The sequence below is a fragment of the Pseudomonas fungipugnans genome (assembly GCF_029955235.1).
GTDB lineage: Bacteria > Pseudomonadota > Gammaproteobacteria > Pseudomonadales > Pseudomonadaceae > Aquipseudomonas > Aquipseudomonas fungipugnans.
Genome location: NZ_JARBWL010000002.1, coordinates 205,466 through 224,484, shown reverse-complemented (window position 1 = coordinate 224,484; position 19,019 = coordinate 205,466). Strand labels below are relative to the sequence as shown.

18 protein-coding genes are annotated in these 19,019 nt (G+C 57.9%); 14 read left to right on the top strand and 4 right to left on the bottom strand.

Annotated elements, in window-relative coordinates; genetic code table 11:
• The first annotated feature begins 26 nt into the window (after positions 1-26).
• The 10 genes from atpE (at position 27) to glmS (ending at position 10,015) form a co-directional block, all read left to right on the top strand.
• On the top strand, positions 27-284 hold the full coding sequence (gene atpE / locus POF45_RS15995; protein WP_002555987.1) for a F0F1 ATP synthase subunit C: 258 nt from the start codon (positions 27-29) through the stop codon (positions 282-284).
• A gap of 56 nt (positions 285-340) precedes the next feature.
• Positions 341-811 (top strand): F0F1 ATP synthase subunit B, encoded by a 471-nt coding sequence (locus tag POF45_RS15990; protein WP_259497800.1) that lies wholly within the window; start codon positions 341-343, stop codon positions 809-811.
• A 12-nt stretch (positions 812-823) separates the two neighbouring features.
• Positions 824-1,360 (top strand): F0F1 ATP synthase subunit delta, encoded by a 537-nt coding sequence (locus POF45_RS15985; RefSeq protein WP_259497798.1) that lies wholly within the window; start codon positions 824-826, stop codon positions 1,358-1,360.
• Positions 1,361-1,381: 21 nt separating this feature from the next.
• Positions 1,382-2,926 (top strand): F0F1 ATP synthase subunit alpha, encoded by a 1,545-nt coding sequence (atpA, locus tag POF45_RS15980; RefSeq protein ID WP_259497796.1) that lies wholly within the window; start codon positions 1,382-1,384, stop codon positions 2,924-2,926.
• A 50-nt stretch (positions 2,927-2,976) separates the two neighbouring features.
• A complete protein-coding gene (gene atpG / locus POF45_RS15975; protein WP_092297368.1) occupies positions 2,977-3,837 on the top strand; it encodes a F0F1 ATP synthase subunit gamma in 861 nt (286 codons plus the stop codon).
• Positions 3,838-3,864: 27 nt separating this feature from the next.
• Entirely contained in the window at positions 3,865-5,244 is a 1,380-nt protein-coding gene (atpD, locus tag POF45_RS15970; protein ID WP_259497795.1) for a F0F1 ATP synthase subunit beta, read from the top strand.
• Positions 5,245-5,289: 45 nt separating this feature from the next.
• Positions 5,290-5,715 carry a F0F1 ATP synthase subunit epsilon gene (locus POF45_RS15965; protein WP_040071848.1) on the top strand — a complete coding sequence of 142 codons (426 nt, stop codon included), beginning with the start codon at positions 5,290-5,292 and terminating at the stop codon, positions 5,713-5,715.
• Between the two features lie 117 nt (positions 5,716-5,832).
• Positions 5,833-7,200 carry a bifunctional UDP-N-acetylglucosamine diphosphorylase/glucosamine-1-phosphate N-acetyltransferase GlmU gene (glmU, locus tag POF45_RS15960; RefSeq protein ID WP_282316119.1) on the top strand — a complete coding sequence of 456 codons (1,368 nt, stop codon included), beginning with the start codon at positions 5,833-5,835 and terminating at the stop codon, positions 7,198-7,200.
• A 201-nt stretch (positions 7,201-7,401) separates the two neighbouring features.
• Positions 7,402-8,178: a DeoR/GlpR family DNA-binding transcription regulator gene (locus POF45_RS15955; RefSeq protein WP_259497793.1), complete on the top strand. Its 777-nt coding sequence runs from the start codon at positions 7,402-7,404 to the stop codon at positions 8,176-8,178.
• 1 nt (position 8,179) lies between these two features.
• Entirely contained in the window at positions 8,180-10,015 is a 1,836-nt protein-coding gene (glmS, locus tag POF45_RS15950) for a glutamine--fructose-6-phosphate transaminase (isomerizing) (RefSeq protein ID WP_259497792.1), read from the top strand.
• A 148-nt stretch (positions 10,016-10,163) separates the two neighbouring features.
• On the opposite strand, the gene POF45_RS15945 is transcribed toward glmS, so the two are convergent.
• From POF45_RS15945 to POF45_RS15930, 4 genes are all read right to left on the bottom strand, one after another.
• On the bottom strand, positions 10,164-10,934 hold the full coding sequence (locus POF45_RS15945; RefSeq protein ID WP_282316118.1) for an SDR family NAD(P)-dependent oxidoreductase: 771 nt from the start codon (positions 10,932-10,934) through the stop codon (positions 10,164-10,166).
• A gap of 11 nt (positions 10,935-10,945) precedes the next feature.
• Positions 10,946-12,094 (bottom strand): NADH:flavin oxidoreductase, encoded by a 1,149-nt coding sequence (locus tag POF45_RS15940; RefSeq protein WP_259497790.1) that lies wholly within the window; start codon positions 12,092-12,094, stop codon positions 10,946-10,948.
• The gene (locus POF45_RS15935; protein WP_259497788.1) at positions 12,091-13,338 is read right to left on the bottom strand and encodes an AfsA-related hotdog domain-containing protein; all 1,248 of its coding nucleotides are present in this window, start codon (positions 13,336-13,338) and stop codon (positions 12,091-12,093) included. The genes POF45_RS15940 and POF45_RS15935 overlap by 4 nt, the downstream gene beginning before the upstream one ends.
• Positions 13,339-13,476: 138 nt before the next feature.
• Entirely contained in the window at positions 13,477-14,031 is a 555-nt protein-coding gene (locus tag POF45_RS15930; protein WP_259497786.1) for an acyl-homoserine-lactone synthase, read from the bottom strand.
• 157 nt (positions 14,032-14,188) lie between these two features.
• Here POF45_RS15930 and POF45_RS15925 point away from each other — a divergent pair, with 157 nt between their 5' ends.
• The 4 genes from POF45_RS15925 to POF45_RS15910 all read left to right on the top strand — a co-directional run bounded on the left by POF45_RS15925 (position 14,189) and on the right by POF45_RS15910 (position 18,989).
• Positions 14,189-14,908, top strand: coding sequence for an autoinducer binding domain-containing protein (locus POF45_RS15925; protein WP_259497784.1), 720 nt, complete (start codon positions 14,189-14,191; stop codon positions 14,906-14,908).
• 325 nt (positions 14,909-15,233) lie between these two features.
• Entirely contained in the window at positions 15,234-16,136 is a 903-nt protein-coding gene (locus POF45_RS15920) for a LysR family transcriptional regulator (protein WP_282316117.1), read from the top strand.
• 126 nt (positions 16,137-16,262) lie between these two features.
• Positions 16,263-16,889, top strand: a complete 627-nt coding sequence (locus POF45_RS15915) for a glutathione S-transferase family protein (protein ID WP_259497781.1) — start codon at positions 16,263-16,265, stop codon at positions 16,887-16,889.
• A 69-nt stretch (positions 16,890-16,958) separates the two neighbouring features.
• The gene (locus tag POF45_RS15910) at positions 16,959-18,989 is read left to right on the top strand and encodes a 2Fe-2S iron-sulfur cluster-binding protein (RefSeq protein ID WP_282316116.1); all 2,031 of its coding nucleotides are present in this window, start codon (positions 16,959-16,961) and stop codon (positions 18,987-18,989) included.
• Positions 18,990-19,019: the final 30 nt, after the last annotated feature.

Below are 19,019 nucleotides of genomic sequence, written 5' to 3'. Positions count from 1 at the left end.
ATACGACGTAAAAGTCGGGAGGAAAGATGGAAACTGTAGTTGGTCTAACCGCTATCGCTGTTGCACTGTTGATCGGCCTGGGCGCACTGGGTACCGCAATTGGTTTCGGCCTGTTGGGCGGCAAGTTCCTGGAAGGCGCAGCGCGTCAGCCAGAAATGGTTCCAATGCTGCAAGTCAAAATGTTCATCGTTGCCGGTCTGCTCGACGCCGTAACCATGATCGGTGTTGGTATCGCTCTGTTCTTCACCTTCGCGAACCCATTCGTTGGTCAACTCGCTGGCTAATCACTCGAACCTTCGAGTGATTGGTGTGATGTGCAACGAACGAGCGAGGTGTTGGCGTGAACATTAATGCAACCCTGATTGGCCAGTCCGTTGCGTTCTTCATTTTTGTACTGTTTTGCATGAAGTTCGTGTGGCCTCCGGTCATCGCGGCTTTGCACGAACGTCAGAAGAAGATCGCGGATGGACTGGACGCTGCCGCCCGAGCAGCTCGCGACCTGGAACTGGCCCAAGATAAAGCGGGTCAGCAACTGCGCGAAGCGAAAGCTCAGGCAGCCGAAATCATTGAGCAAGCCAAGAAACGCGGTAACCAGATCGTCGAAGAGGCTGTTGAAAAAGCCCGTATCGACGCTGACCGTGTGAAGGTTCAGGCTCAGGCCGAGATCGAGCAGGAACTGAACGGTGTCAAAGACGCGCTGCGTGCCCAACTGGGTGCTCTGGCCGTTGGCGGTGCTGAGAAGATCCTGGGTGCCACAATCGATCAAAACGCGCACGCGGAGCTGGTAAACAAACTGGCTGCTGAAATTTAAGCGAGGGCGATCATGGCAGAATTGACCACGTTGGCCCGACCTTACGCTAAGGCAGCCTTCGAGCACGCCCAGGCCCACCAGCAACTGGCCTCTTGGTCAGCCATGCTCGGCCTGGCTGCAGCAGTGTCGCAAGACGACACCATGCAGCGCGTGCTCAAGGCCCCGCGACTGACGAGCGCAGACAAGGCCGCCACGTTTATTGACGTGTGCGGCGACAAGTTTGATGTCAAGGCACAGAATTTCATCCACGTCGTTGCCGAAAACGACCGTCTCCCGCTTCTGCCGGAGATCGCCGCTCTGTTCGACCTGTACAAGGCCGAACAAGAGAAATCGGTAGATGTGGATGTCACCAGTGCTTTTGCATTGAACCAAGAACAGCAAGACAAACTCGCCAAGGTTCTCAGTGCACGGCTCGGCCGGGAAGTGCGACTGCACGCTGCGGAGGATGCCACCCTTATTGGTGGTGTCATCATCCGCGCCGGCGACCTGGTTATCGATGGCTCGATTCGCGGCAAACTCGCGAACCTTGCCGAAGCATTGAAATCTTGAGTTTGAAGGGGCAGCAGAGCAATGCAGCAACTCAATCCTTCCGAAATAAGTGAAATTATCAAGGGCCGCATCGACAAGCTCGATGTGACCTCCCAAGCCCGTAACGAAGGCACTGTCGTCAGCGTATCTGACGGCATCGTGCGGATTCACGGTCTGGCCGACGTAATGTACGGCGAGATGATCGAGTTTCCGGGCGGCGTCTTCGGTATGGCTCTCAACCTGGAGCAAGACTCTGTAGGTGCCGTTGTATTGGGCGCATACCAGACTCTGGCTGAAGGCATGAGCGCCAAGTGCACTGGCCGCATCCTCGAAGTTCCTGTTGGTAAGGAACTGCTGGGTCGCGTAGTCGACGCACTGGGTAACCCAGTTGACGGCAAAGGTCCGCTGAACAACACCGAGACCGATGCGGTCGAGAAAGTTGCTCCAGGCGTGATCTGGCGTAAGTCGGTAGACCAGCCTGTACAGACTGGCTACAAGGCTGTCGATGCCATGATTCCTGTCGGCCGTGGCCAGCGCGAGCTGATCATCGGTGACCGTCAGATCGGTAAAACCGCTCTGGCGATCGACGCGATCATCAACCAGAAAGACAGCGGTATTTTCTGCGTCTACGTAGCGATCGGTCAGAAACAATCGACCATCGCCAACGTTGTTCGCAAGCTGGAAGAAAACGGCGCACTGGCTAACACCATCGTCGTGGCAGCGAGCGCTTCGGAATCTGCAGCACTGCAATTCCTGGCACCGTACTCCGGTTGCACCATGGGTGAATTCTTCCGCGACCGCGGTGAAGACGCGCTGATCGTTTATGACGATCTGTCCAAGCAAGCAGTGGCTTACCGCCAGATTTCCCTGCTGCTGCGCCGTCCACCAGGCCGTGAAGCTTACCCAGGCGACGTGTTCTATCTCCACTCCCGTCTGCTGGAGCGCGCATCCCGCGTTTCGGAAGAATACGTAGAGAAGTTCACCAACGGCGCAGTGACCGGCAAAACCGGTTCCCTGACCGCACTGCCGATCATCGAAACCCAGGCTGGCGACGTTTCCGCGTTCGTTCCGACCAACGTGATTTCCATCACCGACGGTCAGATCTTCCTGGAATCGGCCATGTTCAACTCCGGGATCCGTCCTGCTGTGAACGCCGGTGTTTCGGTATCCCGTGTGGGTGGTGCCGCTCAGACCAAGATCATCAAGAAGCTCTCCGGTGGTATCCGTACCGCTCTGGCTCAGTACCGTGAACTGGCGGCATTCGCCCAGTTCGCTTCTGACCTGGACGAAGCGACCCGTAAGCAACTTGAGCATGGTCAGCGCGTTACCGAGCTGATGAAGCAGAAGCAATACGCACCAATGTCGATCGCTGACATGGCGCTGTCGCTGTATGCCGCTGAGCGTGGGTTCCTGACTGACGTTGAAATCGCCAAGATCGGCAGCTTCGAACAAGCGCTGATTGCTTTCTTCAACCGCGATCACGCCGAATTGATGGCGAAGATCAACGTGAAGGGTGACTTCAATGACGAAATCGACGCTGGCATGAAAGCCGGTATCGAGAAGTTCAAGGCCACCCAAACCTGGTAAGCCGCAGCGGGAGCCGCAAGGCTCCCGCTTGCTAACCTGATAGGTGTTACATGGCAGGCGCAAAAGAGATTCGCAGTAAGATTGCGAGCATCAAAAGCACGCAAAAGATTACCAGCGCCATGGAAAAAGTGGCGGTCAGCAAAATGCGCAAGGCACAAATGCGCATGGCTGCTAGCCGTCCTTATGCGGAGCGCATCCGCCAGGTTATTGGTCATTTGGCCAACGCCAACCCGGAATATCGCCACCCTTTCATGATCGACCGCGCTATCAAGCGCGTTGGTTACGTTGTGGTGAGCAGTGACCGTGGTCTGTGTGGTGGCTTGAACACCAACCTGTTCAAGGCCCTGGTCAAGGACATGGCGGTAAACCGCGAAAACGGCGTCGAGATCGATCTGTGTGTTGTTGGTAGCAAGGGTGCGGCTTTCTTCCGCAACTTCGGCGGTAACGTCGTTGCAGCTATCAGCCACCTGGGTGAAGAGCCGTCGATCAATGACCTGATCGGCAGCGTCAAGGTGATGCTGGATGCCTACCTGGACGGCCGTATTGACCGCCTGTCCGTGGTGTCCAACAAGTTCATCAACACCATGACGCAACAGCCTACCGTGGAGCAGTTGATTCCACTGGTGGCAACCCCGGATCAAGAACTCAAGCACCACTGGGACTATCTCTACGAACCGGACGCCAAAGAGCTGCTTGACGGCTTGATGGTTCGCTACGTGGAGTCGCAGGTCTACCAGGCGGTGGTCGAGAACAACGCGGCTGAACAAGCTGCGCGGATGATCGCGATGAAGAACGCTACCGACAACGCCGGTGATTTGATCAGCGATTTGCAGCTGATCTACAACAAGGCGCGTCAGGCTGCGATCACCCAAGAGATCTCGGAAATCGTCGGCGGCGCTGCCGCGGTTTAACGGTTCAAATATTCAGAGGATCCAGCTATGAGTAGCGGACGTATCGTTCAAATCATCGGCGCCGTTATCGACGTGGAATTTCCACGCGACAGCGTACCGAGCATCTACAACGCTTTGAAAGTCAAAAGCGATGCCGGCACCACTCTGGAAGTTCAGCAACAGCTGGGCGACGGCGTGGTTCGTACCATTGCAATGGGTTCCACCGAGGGCTTGAAGCGCGGTCTGGAAGTCACTGACTCTGGCGCAGCCATCTCCGTACCGGTCGGTAAAGCGACCCTGGGCCGGATCATGGACGTTCTGGGCAACCCGATCGACGAAGCCGGTCCAATCGAGACCGAAGAGCGCTGGGGCATTCACCGTCCTGCGCCAACCTTCGCTGAACAAGCGGGCGGCAACGACCTGCTGGAAACCGGCATCAAGGTTATCGACCTGGTTTGCCCGTTCGCCAAGGGTGGTAAAGTCGGTCTGTTCGGTGGTGCCGGTGTAGGCAAAACCGTAAACATGATGGAACTGATCCGTAACATCGCCATCGAGCACAGCGGTTATTCCGTGTTCGCCGGTGTGGGTGAGCGTACTCGTGAGGGTAACGACTTCTACCACGAGATGAAGGATTCCAACGTTCTGGACAAAGTGGCACTGGTTTACGGTCAGATGAACGAGCCGCCGGGTAACCGTCTGCGCGTAGCACTGACCGGCCTGACCATGGCCGAGAAGTTCCGTGACGAAGGTAACGACGTTCTGCTGTTCGTCGACAACATCTATCGTTACACCCTGGCCGGTACTGAAGTATCCGCACTGCTGGGCCGTATGCCTTCGGCAGTAGGTTACCAGCCGACCCTGGCCGAAGAGATGGGTACTCTGCAAGAGCGTATCACTTCGACCAAAAACGGTTCGATCACCTCGATCCAGGCGGTATACGTACCGGCGGATGACTTGACTGACCCGTCGCCAGCGACCACGTTTGCCCACTTGGACGCCACCGTCGTTCTGTCCCGTGACATCGCCTCCCTGGGTATTTACCCAGCGGTCGATCCACTCGACTCGACTTCGCGTCAGCTGGATCCGAACGTGATCGGCCAGGACCACTACGACACCGCTCGCGGCGTTCAGTACGTTCTGCAGCGTTACAAAGAACTGAAGGACATCATTGCGATCCTGGGTATGGACGAGCTGTCGGAAGCCGACAAGCAGTTGGTAAACCGTGCTCGTAAGATCCAGCGCTTCTTGTCGCAGCCGTTCTTCGTGGCTGAAGTCTTCACCGGTGCTTCGGGTAAATACGTTTCCCTGAAAGACACCATTGCTGGCTTCAAAGGCATCCTCAACGGTGACTACGACCACCTGCCAGAACAAGCGTTCTACATGGTCGGCGGCATCGAAGAAGCGATCGAGAAAGCCAAGAAACTGTAATCCCGGCGCCCGGCAACGGGCGCTAATTTAGGTTGAGGCAATCAGATGGCTATGACAGTCCATTGCGATATCGTCAGCGCGGAAGGGGAAATCTTTTCCGGCCTGGTCGAGATGGTGATTGCGCACGGTGCACTCGGTGATCTTGGTATTGCCCTGGGTCACGCGCCGCTGATCACTAATCTGAAACCGGGTCCGATCCGCCTGATCAAGCAAGGCGGGGAAGCCGAGGTGTTTTACATCTCCGGTGGTTTCCTCGAGGTTCAGCCGAACATGGTCAAGGTTCTTGCCGACACCGTGCAACGTGCTGCCGACCTGGATGAAGCCTCCGCTCAGGAAGCCGTCAAGGCTGCCGAGAAGGCCCTGCATGAGCGTGGCGCGGAGTTCGATTACGGTTCCGCTGCTGCACGTCTGGCCGAGGCGTCAGCTCAGCTGCGCACCGTCCAGCAGATCCGCAAGAAGTTTGGCGGTTAATCCGTCACCGACTTGTTGTGCGATTGATTAAAAAGGGTAGCCTCGGCTACCCTTTTTTCTTTTCCGAATTCAATAACCTGGTCGCAGTTGCTGACCACCCAGGATTGGTAGCCAGTCATGTCACTTGAAATCGTTATTCTCGCTGCCGGCCAAGGCACTCGCATGCGTTCGGCGCTGCCCAAGGTGCTGCACCCGATTGCCGGCAACTCGATGCTGGGTCATGTTATCCACAGCGCCCGACAACTCGATCCACAGCGCATTCACGTAGTGATTGGCCATGGTGCCGACGCCGTACGTGAGCGTCTGGCGGCAGATGACCTGAACTTTGTCCTGCAGGATAAACAACTGGGTACCGGTCACGCCGTGGCTCAGGCCGTGCCATTCATCAAGTCCGATACGGTACTGATCCTCTACGGTGACGTGCCGTTGATCGAGGTCGAGACCCTGCAACGCTTGCTCAAGCAAGTCGCACCTCAGCAACTGGGCCTGCTGACCGTTGAACTGGATGATCCTACCGGCTATGGCCGCATTGTGCGTGACACCGATGGCAAGGTCACGGCTATCGTCGAACAGAAAGACACCAATGAAGCCGAGCGTGCAATCACCGAAGGCAACACCGGTATTCTGGCAGTGCCATTCGAGCGTTTGGGCGACTGGATGAGCCGGCTTTCCAATAACAACGCCCAAGGCGAGTATTACCTGACCGACGTGATTGCCATGGCGGTCAGCGATGGTCTGGTGGTGGCCACCGAGCAACCGCACGATGCCATGGAAGTGCAGGGTGCCAACGACCGCAAGCAACTCTCCGAACTTGAACGTCACTATCAGCTACGCGCCGGCCGCCGTTTAATGGCGCAGGGCGTGACATTGCGCGACCCGGCCCGTTTCGATGTGCGCGGTGAGGTGACTGTCGGTCGCGATGTGCTGATCGACATCAACGTGATCCTTGAAGGCAAGGTCGTGATCGAAGACGACGTGGTCATCGGCCCGAATTGCGTCATCAAGGACAGCACGCTGCGTAAAGGCGTGGTCATCAAGGCCAACAGTCATATCGAAGGCGCGGTGCTCGGCGAAGACAGTGATGCCGGTCCATTTGCCCGGTTGCGCCCAGGTACCGTGCTGGAAGCCCGCGCCCATGTGGGTAACTTTGTCGAACTGAAAAATGCCCACTTGGGTGAGGGCGCCAAAGCCGGGCACCTGACCTACCTGGGTGATGCCGAGATCGGTGCGCGTACCAACATCGGCGCAGGCACCATCACCTGCAACTACGATGGCGCCAACAAGTGGAAAACCGTGTTGGGCGAGGACGTCTTCATTGGCTCCAACAATTCGTTGGTAGCACCTGTGGATATCTCGGCAGGCGCGACCACGGCGGCCGGCTCGACCATTACGCAGAATGTGGATAACGCGCAGTTGGCAGTGGGCCGAGCGCGGCAGAAGAACATCGATGGCTGGAAGCGGCCGGAGAAGATCAAGAAGAGCTGAGTTATCCACAGTTCATGCGATCAACAGATCGCAGCCGTCCGCCGCTCCTGCAGGGTGAACCTAACCCACCCGCAGGAGCAGGCGAAGGCTGCGATCTTTTATACGTTATCCACAGATCTTTTTTCACGCACCCGCTTGACGAAGTTTCGCTAATAGGTTTTGATTGCTTCCGTTATCTTTCGAATCGAAACTTATCCAGCCATGTCGAAACGCAATACACCTCAACGTCGCCACAATATCCTCGCCTTGCTCAACGAGCAGGGGGAAGTCAGTGTGGATGAGCTGGCCAAGCGTTTCGAAACCTCGGAAGTTACGGTTCGCAAGGATCTGGCAGCGCTCGAAAGCAACGGGCTATTGCTGCGTCGCTACGGCGGCGCGATCACCATGCCTCAGGAATTGGTGGCAGATAGCGGCGAACCGGTTTCCAAATACAAACAGGCCATTGCCCGTGCGGCCGTTACACGGATTCGCGAGCACGCCCGCATCATCATCGACAGCGGCAGCACCACGGCCGCAATGATTCCAGAACTTGGCCAACAACCGGGTCTGGTAGTGATGACCAACTCGCTGCATGTGGCTAGCGCCTTGAGTGAGCTGGAGCATGAACCAGTGCTACTAATGACTGGAGGCACCTGGGATCCGCATTCCGAATCCTTTCAGGGTCAGGTGGCGGAGCAGGTACTACGCTCTTACGACTTCGATCAGTTGTTCATTGGTGCCGATGGCATCGACATGGTTCGTGGCACCACCACCTTCAATGAATTGCTGGGGCTGAGCCGGGTCATGGCTGATGTGGCCCGGGAAGTGATCGTGATGGTGGAGGCCGACAAGATTGGCCGCAAGATTCCTAACCTGGAACTGCCCTGGAGCAGTGTCCATACCCTTATTACCGATGATCGCCTGCCTCTGGAGGCACGGGATCAGCTTCAGGCCCGCGGTATCAACTTGATTTGTGCGGCTGTCAGTCAGGAGAAATAGCATGTGTGGAATTGTTGGCGCAGTTGCAGAACGTAATATCACCGCCATCCTTGTCGAAGGCCTCAAGCGCCTGGAATACCGCGGCTATGACAGCGCCGGTGTGGCGATCTTCACCAACGACGGCATCCTTGATCGTGTCCGTCGTCCGGGCAAGGTCAGCGAGCTGGAACAAGCCCTGGCTGCCACGCCGCTGATCGGTCGTCTGGGGATTGCCCATACCCGTTGGGCGACCCACGGCGCGCCTTGCGAACGTAACGCCCACCCGCATTTCTCCGGGCAGAATCTGGCGGTGGTGCACAACGGCATCATCGAAAACCACGAAGCCTTGCGCGAACAGTTGAAGGCCCAGGGTTATGTGTTCACCTCCGACACCGACACTGAAGTTATCGCCCACCTGCTGGCGCATAAGCTCAAGGACCTGCCCGACCTGACCACGGCCCTCAAGGCAACGGTCAAGGAACTGCACGGTGCTTATGGTCTGGCAGTGGTCAGTGCCGATCAGCCGGATCGCCTGGTCGCCGCCCGCAGTGGCAGCCCGCTGGTGATTGGCCTGGGTCTGGGGGAAAACTTCCTCGCCTCCGACCAACTGGCCCTGCGTCAGGTCACCGACCGCTTCATGTACCTGGAAGAAGGCGATATCGCGGAAATTCGCCGCGACAGCGTGCAGATCTGGGACGTTGACGGTAAAGCCGTCGAGCGCGAAGCGGTGCAGTATCGCGATGGCGCCGAAGCTGCCGACAAGGGTGAATTCCGCCACTTCATGCTCAAGGAAATCCACGAGCAACCGACAGTGGTTCAGCGCACCCTTGAAGGTCGCCTGAGCCCTAATGGTGTACTGGTACAGGCTTTCGGTCCGCAGGCTGCCGAGCTGTTTGCCAAAGTGCGCAACGTGCAGATCGTCGCTTGCGGCACCAGTTACCACGCCGGTATGGTCGCCCGCTATTGGCTCGAAGAACTGGCCGGTATTCCGTGCCAGGTCGAGGTGGCCAGCGAATTCCGCTACCGCAAGGTCGTTGTACAGCCCGACACCCTGTTCGTGACCATTTCCCAGTCTGGCGAAACCGCCGACACCTTGGCGGCATTGCGCAATGCCAAGGAGTTGGGTTTCCTCGCCAGCCTGGCCATCTGTAACGTGGGCATCAGTTCTCTGGTGCGTGAATCCGACCTGACCCTGCTGACCCAGGCCGGCCGCGAAATCGGCGTGGCTTCGACCAAAGCCTTTACCACTCAGTTGGTGGGCTTGCTGTTGTTGACCCTGTCCCTGGGGCAAGTACGCGGTACGCTGGACAAAGGTGTCGAAGCGACACTGGTGGAAGAACTGCGTCGTCTGCCAACCCGTCTGGGCGAAGCGTTGGCCATGGACAGCACCGTAGAAAAAATCTCCGAGCTGTTCGCCGACAAGAATCACACCCTGTTCCTGGGCCGTGGTGCTCAATACCCGGTAGCAATGGAAGGCGCACTCAAGCTTAAGGAAATTTCCTACATCCACGCCGAAGCCTACCCGGCCGGCGAGCTGAAGCATGGCCCGTTGGCCCTTGTGGATGACGACATGCCAGTGGTGACCGTAGCGCCAAACAACGAGCTGCTGGAGAAGCTGAAGTCCAACCTTCAGGAAGTCCGGGCCCGTGGCGGCCAACTGATTGTCTTCGCCGACGAGAAGGCAGGCATGACCAATGGCGAAGGCACTTATGTTGTACAAATGCCGCACATCCACGACATTCTGTCGCCGATTCTCTACACCATCCCGTTGCAGTTGCTGTCTTACTACGTGGCGGTGTTGAAAGGCACGGACGTTGACCAGCCGCGCAACCTGGCGAAGTCGGTGACGGTGGAATAAGTTATCCACAAGCCGTCACACACAAAACGACCCGCGATGTGCGGGTCGTTTTGCATCTGCTGTCTGGTCTTCGGACCGCGCTCACTCAACCGATGACTTACCCCGGAGCAGTCGCCACGTCGAACCCCGGCTGACGCCTGTCATGGCATCAGAATTTGCCGCTCGCGTAGCCGCCATCGACGGGCATGACCACACCTGTAACGTAGGACGACTGATCGCTGAGTAGCCAGAGTACGGCGTTTGCCACCTCATCCGCCGTACCGAAGCGTTTCATGGAGGTGACGTTGATTTTTCTCTGGGTATTTTCCGGTGCCGCTTTCAAGCGTGCTTCGCTGTTCATGCCGCCCAGAATAGGACCGGGGGCAACCGCGTTGACGCGAATGCACCCCCCATCCTCCAGCCTGGCGTTTTCGATGGACGCCACCTGGGTCATGCCGTTGATGGCCTGTTTGCTGGCGACATAAGCCACCTGGCCGCCAATGGGGACCACGCCGGCACAGGACGATGTGTTGACGATGGCGCCAGCGCCACGGCCAAGCATGATTTGCAGTTCATGCCTCATGCAGTGGTAGGTGCCGTTGACGTTGATGTTCATCACCTTCATCCAGTCATCCGGGCACGAGTCCGCCAGTTTGCCGTAGCGGGCGGTCACGCCTGCATTGTTGAAGGCGCAATCGAGCTTGCCGTAGACCGATCGAATGGTGTCGAATGCCTGCGCTACCTGGGCCGGATCGGCGACATCGCAGGCAATAAACCGGCAGCGTTGACCCAGACGGTCTGCCAGCTGCGCCCCTTTTTCTGCGTCTCTGCCGAACACAATCAGCTCGGCTCCCGCCTCGATCAGGCGTTCACTGACACCCTCGCCAATCCCGCTGGTGCCGCCGGTTACCAGGCACACTTTTCCTGTGAAGTCGTACATGTGTTACATCCTTATGCCAACGAGGGTCTCAAGTATTTCGGATTCACGCAGCAATACACCCGGTCCAGGCGCGGATTGCTTTTGTCGCTGAAGCATTTACTGTCCCACTGGCATTTATGGATGTCACTGGAACGGCCCTGCAGCGTTTTGTTGATCAGATCGTTGTCGGCAAACAGCGCCCTGGACATCCCCACCCAGTCGCAGACGCCATCGGCCAGCAACTGTTCGGCCTTGTCCAATCCGTCGATGAAGCCGGCATACCCCACCGGTACCGTCGACACCGCTTTGATGGCCCTGACCCCGGCTTGCAGGTAGTCATCCATCGTCGAGGAGTGGACGATCAACTGGCCGAAGGTCGCGCCCATGCACATCGAACACTCCAGCGCTGCAACGCCGGCCTGGCAGAGTGCCTGGACGGTTTCCTTGATATCCGGGAATTGCAGCCCCTCATCACCCAGACGATCATCGATACCCAACCTGATGGTGATGATCAGGGCACCCTGGGTTCGTTCGCGGATGGCCTGGATCACTTCGAGCAGCAGCCGGGCACGGTTCTCTTCGCTGCCGCCATAACGATCCGTGCGCTTGTTGGTGTGGGGAGACAGAAAGCTGCTCAGCAGGTAACCGTTGGACGCCTGCAATTGCACCAGTCGGGCACCGTTGATCCACGCCAACCAGGCGGAATGGGCAAATTGCTCGATCACCAGGGCAATGTCCGTTTCGTCCATGACCTGCACCCGGTAGTGCGGATCAAGTTTGGACACGCGCGGGCATGGCACGCCACTGGGCGTCAGCACCGCGACGCCGGTGTGCGTCGTGGTGCCCTGGCCACCGTAATGTTGCAACTGCACGCCCACTGGCGTGTTGACGCGCTCGGCCATCTTGAACATGGCCTTGAGCGATTCGCCCTGGTGTTGCTCGAACAGCCCGAGCCCGGTGCTCTGCAGTCGCGACTGGGGCGATACCGTGGCGTTGCACAGAAACGCCATGGAGCAGCCGCCCTCCATGATCCCCTGATAGAACTCAATCATCTGCGGTGTCACGCACCCGCTGTGATCGGCCAAGTCCACGCCCATCGAAGCGAAAAACAGACGATTGCGCAGCACCAGTCCGCCTGCCAGCTTGAGCGGCTCAAGCACGTGGGGATAGCGGTCGATCATGCCTCTATCCTCTGCTCTGGCATCGGTGACGGCTGGTCAAATGTCATCCAGAGAGGCTGTTCGGCAGCGCGGGCGGGGGCTGGTTCTTCATGAGAGAAATACGTGTACTGCTTGAGTACTTCTCGCCATTTGAATCGCAACTGAGTATCCAGGTCCGCCAGTTGCAGTTTGAGCAGGCGGCCCTTTGGCCCGTCACTTTCGAGTAACGATTGCACCGGCAGGCTGATCATTCCCTCGTTTTCCAGATACAGATAGACATGCCCGCGCGTGGGCGTGTCGAGCGCGCCGACCGGGCTGTCACACTGCATTTGCAGGCCGGCCATTGAAAGCAGATCCAAGCGGCCGGCCAGATGACGACCGGACTCAAGATGTATCAGCACGTCATGCCGTATGCCTTTGAGCGGCCGGAACCAGCAGGCCGGATCGAAGTTGATGTTTCGCATGCGCTTGAAGACGGGCATTTTGATGACTTCGCCGAGTAGCCGGATGTCGGCCACCAGTTCGCCGCGCTGGAAGAAACGTGCGCGCTTATCGACTTTTCGTGCCCGCGGTTGCGCCACTTCGGCGTAGTCACCGACGAGTACGTCGACCTGAAAGGACGACTCGGTATAGCGGGGGAAGCTCGACAGCAGATCAACGATGGAAATCGACACCTCGCCGCGTGCATAGCCACTGTGTTCGTAGAAATGCGCGTACATGGCCTGGCGGGCGACTTCGATCAACATCAGGCCAGGCACGTGTTCATGGTGCTTGCGGTAAAAGAAGTAATTGGAGGTGTCGTTGAACAGGGTGAAGTACAGCAAGCCTTGCTGTGGGCAACCGTCCAGATTCTTGAGGACATCGTGCACCTGCCGCCGTTGGCCGACGTCGAGTACGTCGTCGTAGCCCAGCAGCTGTGCCAGCTTGGCTTCGATACTTTCCAGGACCCAGACACCTGTCAGTATCAGGTGATCGGTGGCTTTTTCGTAGCAGGCCAGCAGCTCTGGCAGACAGGCCGACAGGCCTGCCTGTTCGAGTTCGTCCAGGCCGATAACCGTCGGTAACGAGCGCAGCACCAGTCGATCGCTGTCCTGGCGATAGGCCTGGTTGACGATGTCGAGATCCGCTGGATCAAGGTTCGCTTGTTGAATGATGGCGGCGGGCAGCCAGGCCGGTAGCTGGTGGCGAGCGTCGTAAATCAATACATCGTCATCGTGGCCTTTATGGACGATGTCCTTTCCAACTTTCCTTTCCATGTCGATCATGATCTTCCCTCTGTGTTGAACGTTGGTTTCCAGCAGTCGCTATCCATGTCGCAAGATCGACGCACGCCGATATGAGCCGCCCGGCTCGTATCGGCAACTTCACTTGATATTTTTATGCGTTAACGGGTGCAGAAAGGATTACTGCACCGTGATGTAACAGGCCCCCAGGGTGCGGTTGTCCAGCACTTGCGGAGGTGCCAGCCATTTGAAATCGATGCCGCCGCGCTTCAGCAGACGACCGATAGCCACAGGGGAAACCGACACCAGATGCGAGACACCGCAGGCTTTGGCGTAATCCAGGGTGGCCAGGAACAGGCCAACGGTGTTTTCGTCCGACATCATCTGTTCGTCTCTGCCGGTTTGGGCATCAAGGTCCAGAGAGGTGAAACGTGACAGCTCCCAGACGTCGTCCTGGCAAGGGGCAGGAACGTCGCCCAGCAATGAGGTGAACACTTCACTCAGCAGATACGGCTGGGTGGTGGGTAAAAGGCGTGCGCATCCCTTTATGTTTCCGCCGTCCTGTTCCGCGACGATGTAGTGAGTGCCACTGTGGTCAAACTGGTCGAACTCGAAATCGGCAGGGGTCGACAATTCCCAACCGAGGCGTTCAACGAAAACCTGATACCGATAATGTGCCAACCGCTGACGCTCGACTGACGTAAGCTCGTCGTATCGTCCTGACATGTAATCCATCAACCTTTCCTTTTCAGTGACTTGCTGGGTGGCGATTAGAGTGCATGTCGTGATTGCGCACTACTGTCACCCTTGACAGCTATCGGAAATGTTTGGAAATATGCTAGGCATGTTGGCGCAAGGCCAACTAGAAATAATAATGAGAAAGGAATTCTCTATGTCGCACTGGCAGGCTGACCTGTTGGAAAATGCTATGTCCGCAACGGATGTCGAATTATTGTTCGACAATATCAAGACCGTTGCCAGGCAGTTGGAGTTTGACTATGCGGCCTATGGTTCGAGAAGACTTTTTCCCATCACCAAGCCTTGCCTGTTTCTCGTCAACAATTACTCACCCGCCTGGCAGGCGGCCTACGCGGCCAATCGCTACCTGGAAATCGATCCCTACGTTATCCGGACACTTAGAAGTGTAAAGCCGGTGCTGTGGGACGCCGAACTCAAAGCCCAGGCTCCTGATTTCTGGCGGGATGCACAATCTCACGGACTTTCGCAGGGGTGGGGGCAAACACTGCTCAATAGCGAAGCCCAGGGGCTGGTGACGTTCGCACGCGGCAGTGACCCGATCACGGCCCTGGAGCTCGAGACAAAACAGGCTGAGCTTTCCTGGCTTGCACAGATCACTCACTTGGGCATGACCCGGTTGCAGCTGCGCGGGGCGGGGTCTGTTCTACCGGTGCCCATTGAGTTGTCTCAAAGGGAAAAGGAAATTCTGCAATGGACCGCTGACGGAAAATCTTCGGACGATGTTTCCATCATCCTGGGTATTACCAAGCGAACCGTCAATTTCCATATAAACCATTGCCTGAAAAAACTGGGGTGTCAGAACAAGATCGCCGCTGCGGTCAAGGCTTCCCTCATGGGGTTGCTCTGGAAATAACTAGCGCGGGTGACCAATCCAGCGGTCGGGCTTTACGATTTAATAACTAATGGGCACAAGGCAAGGCTGCGTTCAAGGAATAATTTCAATCGAGATCTCTTCACTTATTTACTTAACGAATAACCTTATGCCCATAAGGTAATGTTTTTCAGCGTAATGAATTCGTCAAAAAAATTAAGTTATACAGTCACCGTTAACCTGTCCAACTTGGGCATGATTGCTTGAGATTTTTCGGCTGTTTTTGTGACAATCTATATTTACGCCACCCGACGATAAAAATCGCAGCCCAGGCTGCGATTTTTTTTACCCGAGCGCAGGAGCATCCATGGACCGCTTCCACGAAATGCAGGTCTTCGCCGCCGTCGCCCAGGAGCAAGGCTTCTCGGCGGCCGCCCGGCGTTTGGGGATGTCGGCGGCCAGCGTGACCCGGGCCATGGCGGCGCTGGAAAAACGCATTGGCACGCAACTGCTGACACGCACTACCCGAAGCGTGCATTTAAGTGAGACGGGGCAACGCTACCTGGAAGACTGTCGCAGAATTCTCGCCGAAGTGCAGGAAGCCGAGGATTCGGCAGCAGGCAGCCACGCCCAGCCCCGTGGCCAATTGACGCTCACCGCGCCGGTTCTGTTTGGTGAGCTGTTTGTCACACCGGTGATGGTGGGTTATCTCACGCAGTTCCCTGAGGTGAGTATCAACGCGTTGCTGGTGGATCGCGTGGTGAGCATGGTCGAGGAGGGCATCGACGTTGCGGTACGGATTGGGGAGTTGCCTGACAGCAATCAGCATGCAATTCGGGTCGGTGAAGTACGGCGAGTGGTCTGCGGCTCGCCCGCTTATTTGCAAACCCATGGCCGGCCTGCGCACCCTGAGGCGCTGTCACGGTTGCCGGTGATCGCCACCTCGTCCATCGGTCAGATCAGAAACTGGGCTTTTGTTGAAAACGATCAGCCGCTCAACGTGCGTCCGGAACCGCGTCTGGTGGTGACCGCCAATCAGGCGGCCATCAGTGCCGCGTGTCTGGGGCTGGGATTGACCCGTGTCCTGTCTTATCAGGTGGCGAGCAAAGTAGCGGCGGGTGATCTTGAAATCGTCCTGGCGGACTTTGAACTGCCGCCTTTGCCGATTCATGTGGTGTATCAGGGCGGTCGCAAGGCACCGGCGCGGATTCGCAGTTTCGTGGACTTTGCGGTGAGCACCTTGCGAGAACACCCGGCGCTTCAATCCTGAGGTTTATTGCGCTGGATGAAATAATGGATTGCATTGCCTGGTTATTCTGTTGTTTTGGCGAGAGGTAGATGATGGCCTTCATCGGCGCCGACCTTTTCCAGACGGCGCCATTCAATGGAGCCGACCATGCCTGCGATCAAACTCTATAACTTCCCGCGTTCCGGCCATGCTCACCGTGTGGAGCTGATGCTGTCTCTGCTGAACCTGCCCACCGAATTGATCTTTGTCGATCTGCCCAAGGGCGAGCATAAACAGCCGGAGTTCCTGGCGCTCAACTCCTTTGGCCAGGTGCCGGTGATTGAGGACGATGGCGTGGTCCTTGCCGATTCGAATGCCATTCTGGTGTACCTGGCGCAAAAATATGGCCACGGCCGCTGGTTGCCCACCGATCCGGTCGGTGCCGCCAAGGTGCAGCGCTGGTTGTCGGTTGCCGCCGGACAAATTGCCTCCGGCCCGGCCCGGGCACGATTGATCACTGTATTTGGAGCGCCTTACAACGCTGAAGAAGTGGTTAGCCAGTCCCATGCGCTGCTCAAGGTGATTGATCAAGAGTTGACCAACTCCCGGTATCTGGTGGGGAGTGAGCCGACCATCGCCGATGTCGCCGCCTACACCTACATCGCCCATGCGCCGGAAGGCAATGTGTCGCTTGAGCAATACGCCAACGTGCGGGCGTGGCTGGCGAGGATTGAAGACTTGCCTGGGTTTGTCGGCATGCCGCGCACTGTTGCGGGTTTGCAGACCTCTGCCTGATCCCCGTCAAACCCTGTGGGAGCAAGCCTGTTCGCTCCCACCGGTTCGCGATCAAAAGGAGTCCCTGTCATGAACCATTCACCGTGGCACGCTGGCGAGCGCCAGTTGCAGGAACACGTCGGTGTTGCCGAGCGAATGGACACCCTCGGCCGTAGGGTGATTCGCAGCGAGTTGCCGGACCAACACCGCCAGTTCTATCAGCAACTGCCGTTCATGCTTTACGGCGCGGTGGATGTTGACGGCAATCCCTGGGCCAGCATCCTCGAAGGCGCACCAGGTTTTGCCCACTCTCCCGAACCGTCACTATTGCAACTCGACAGCCTGCCCGATGCCAATGACCCTGCTCAGCTACAAGCCGGCGCGGCCATTGGTTTGCTCGGCATCGAACTGCACACCCGGCGGCGCAACCGCATCAACGGGCGTATCGGTGCAATGACAGCGGGCGGGTTTGAGGTCTCGGTGCAACAGTCATTCGGCAACTGCCCGCAGTACATCCAACTGCGCCAGTTTCATTCGGTGCCGCTGGCCGATCCCTCAACCCGCGTCGCTCAGCACCTCCATGCGCTGGATGACGCGGCGACAGCAATGATCGCCGGGGCGGATACGTTCTTTGTCGCCAGTTACGTGGATGTCGATGGCCAACACTCGGTAGACGTTTCGCATCGCGGTGGTCAGCCCGGTTTCGTCCGTATCGAAGGCAATCGCCTGACCATCCCGGATTTCGCCGGAAACCTGTTCTTCAACACATTGGGCAACCTGCTGGTCAATCCACGGGCCGGTTTGCTGTTCATCGATTTCAAGACCGGCGACCTGCTACAACTCACCGGTCGCACCGGCGTCATCCTCGATGGCCCGCAAGTCGAAGCTTTTCAAGGCGCCGAACGCTTGTGGACGCTGGAGGTTGAACGCGTGGTGCGGCGGCCGGCGGCGTTGGCCTTGCGTTGGCGCTTCGATGGGATGTCGTCTAACAGTTTGATGACCGGGACCTGGGCACAGGCTGCCGCACGCCTGCAAGCCCAGGCGTTGGGTGATGCGTGGCGGCCACTGCGGGTGGTGCGAATTGAGACGGAAAGCCAAAACATCCGCTCGGTTTATCTGGAACCCGCCGATGGCATTGGGCTGCCGGTGTTCCAGGCCGGGCAGCATTTGCCGCTGCGTTTGGAGGTGGGCGGCGAAACGCATATCCGTACCTACAGCCTGTCGAGTGCGCCGAGCGATGATTTCTTGCGCATCAGCGTGAAGCGTGACGGCGTAGTATCTTCCCATGTGCACGAACAGATCCGCGTCGGCGATGTGCTGCAAGCGCGAGCACCTCAGGGGCATTTCACCGTGGCGCCCCATGAGCGTCGGCCGTTGGTGCTGCTGGCTGCCGGGGTTGGCATTACACCTTTGCTGTCGATGCTGCGCGAAGTGGTTTATCAGGGCTGGCGCACGCGGCACATTCGGCCGACCTGGTTATTCCAGAGTTCGCGGACCCTGGCGGATCAACCGTTTCGCCAAGAGTTGGATCGGTTGCTTGAAGGCGCCGGCGACACCGTTCGCATCGTGCGCTTGCTCAGCCAACCGGAAGCCGACGCCCGTGAAGGCGAAGATTTCGACCTGACCGGGCGCATCGACACGGCGTTGCTGCGCAACATTGTTGAGGTAGAAGACTACGATCAGCTGGATTTTGTCGTGTGCGGGCCGGGCAGTTTTACCCAGGGTCTGTACGACAGCCTGAGGGAACTGGATATCCGCGACTCGCAGATCCACGCCGAAACGTTCGGCCCCTCAACGCTGCGCCGTCGGCCGGATCCCGATGCAGTGGTCATCGAACAACCGCCGGCCGCGACGACCTCGGTGCCGGTGGTGTTCCAGCGTTCGGCCAAAGAGGGCCGCTGGCAACCCGATGGTGGCAGTTTGTTGGAGCTGGCGGAAAGCCGTGGCCTGCGTCCGGAATTCAGTTGCCGTGGTGGCTCGTGCGGGACTTGCAGGACCCGGTTGATCAGCGGCCAGGTGAATTATCCACAGCCCCCGGCGCAGGTGCTGGAAGAGGGACAGGTGCTGATTTGTTGTGCGATACCGGCGCAGGGTTCGCAGCCGTTGGTGCTGGACCTTTAGCCGAAATCAAAAGATCGCAGCCTGCGATCT

What these genes read in the sequence shown, in the direction of transcription:
- atpE (WP_002555987.1), top strand. Translation starts at nt 27, where the DNA reads ATGGAAACTGTAGTTGGTCTAACCGCTATCGCTGTTGCACTGTTGATC.
- POF45_RS15985 (WP_259497798.1), top strand. Translation starts at nt 824, where the DNA reads ATGGCAGAATTGACCACGTTGGCCCGACCTTACGCTAAGGCAGCCTTC.
- atpA (WP_259497796.1), top strand. Translation starts at nt 1,382, where the DNA reads ATGCAGCAACTCAATCCTTCCGAAATAAGTGAAATTATCAAGGGCCGC.
- atpG (WP_092297368.1), top strand. Translation starts at nt 2,977, where the DNA reads ATGGCAGGCGCAAAAGAGATTCGCAGTAAGATTGCGAGCATCAAAAGC.
- atpD (WP_259497795.1), top strand. Translation starts at nt 3,865, where the DNA reads ATGAGTAGCGGACGTATCGTTCAAATCATCGGCGCCGTTATCGACGTG.
- POF45_RS15965 (WP_040071848.1), top strand. Translation starts at nt 5,290, where the DNA reads ATGGCTATGACAGTCCATTGCGATATCGTCAGCGCGGAAGGGGAAATC.
- glmU (WP_282316119.1), top strand. Translation starts at nt 5,833, where the DNA reads ATGTCACTTGAAATCGTTATTCTCGCTGCCGGCCAAGGCACTCGCATG.
- POF45_RS15955 (WP_259497793.1), top strand. Translation starts at nt 7,402, where the DNA reads ATGTCGAAACGCAATACACCTCAACGTCGCCACAATATCCTCGCCTTG.
- glmS (WP_259497792.1), top strand. Translation starts at nt 8,180, where the DNA reads ATGTGTGGAATTGTTGGCGCAGTTGCAGAACGTAATATCACCGCCATC.
- POF45_RS15945 (WP_282316118.1), bottom strand. Translation starts at nt 10,934, where the DNA reads ATGTACGACTTCACAGGAAAAGTGTGCCTGGTAACCGGCGGCACCAGC.
- POF45_RS15940 (WP_259497790.1), bottom strand. Translation starts at nt 12,094, where the DNA reads ATGATCGACCGCTATCCCCACGTGCTTGAGCCGCTCAAGCTGGCAGGC.
- POF45_RS15935 (WP_259497788.1), bottom strand. Translation starts at nt 13,338, where the DNA reads ATGATCGACATGGAAAGGAAAGTTGGAAAGGACATCGTCCATAAAGGC.
- POF45_RS15930 (WP_259497786.1), bottom strand. Translation starts at nt 14,031, where the DNA reads ATGGATTACATGTCAGGACGATACGACGAGCTTACGTCAGTCGAGCGT.
- POF45_RS15925 (WP_259497784.1), top strand. Translation starts at nt 14,189, where the DNA reads ATGTCGCACTGGCAGGCTGACCTGTTGGAAAATGCTATGTCCGCAACG.
- POF45_RS15920 (WP_282316117.1), top strand. Translation starts at nt 15,234, where the DNA reads ATGGACCGCTTCCACGAAATGCAGGTCTTCGCCGCCGTCGCCCAGGAG.
- POF45_RS15915 (WP_259497781.1), top strand. Translation starts at nt 16,263, where the DNA reads ATGCCTGCGATCAAACTCTATAACTTCCCGCGTTCCGGCCATGCTCAC.
- POF45_RS15910 (WP_282316116.1), top strand. Translation starts at nt 16,959, where the DNA reads ATGAACCATTCACCGTGGCACGCTGGCGAGCGCCAGTTGCAGGAACAC.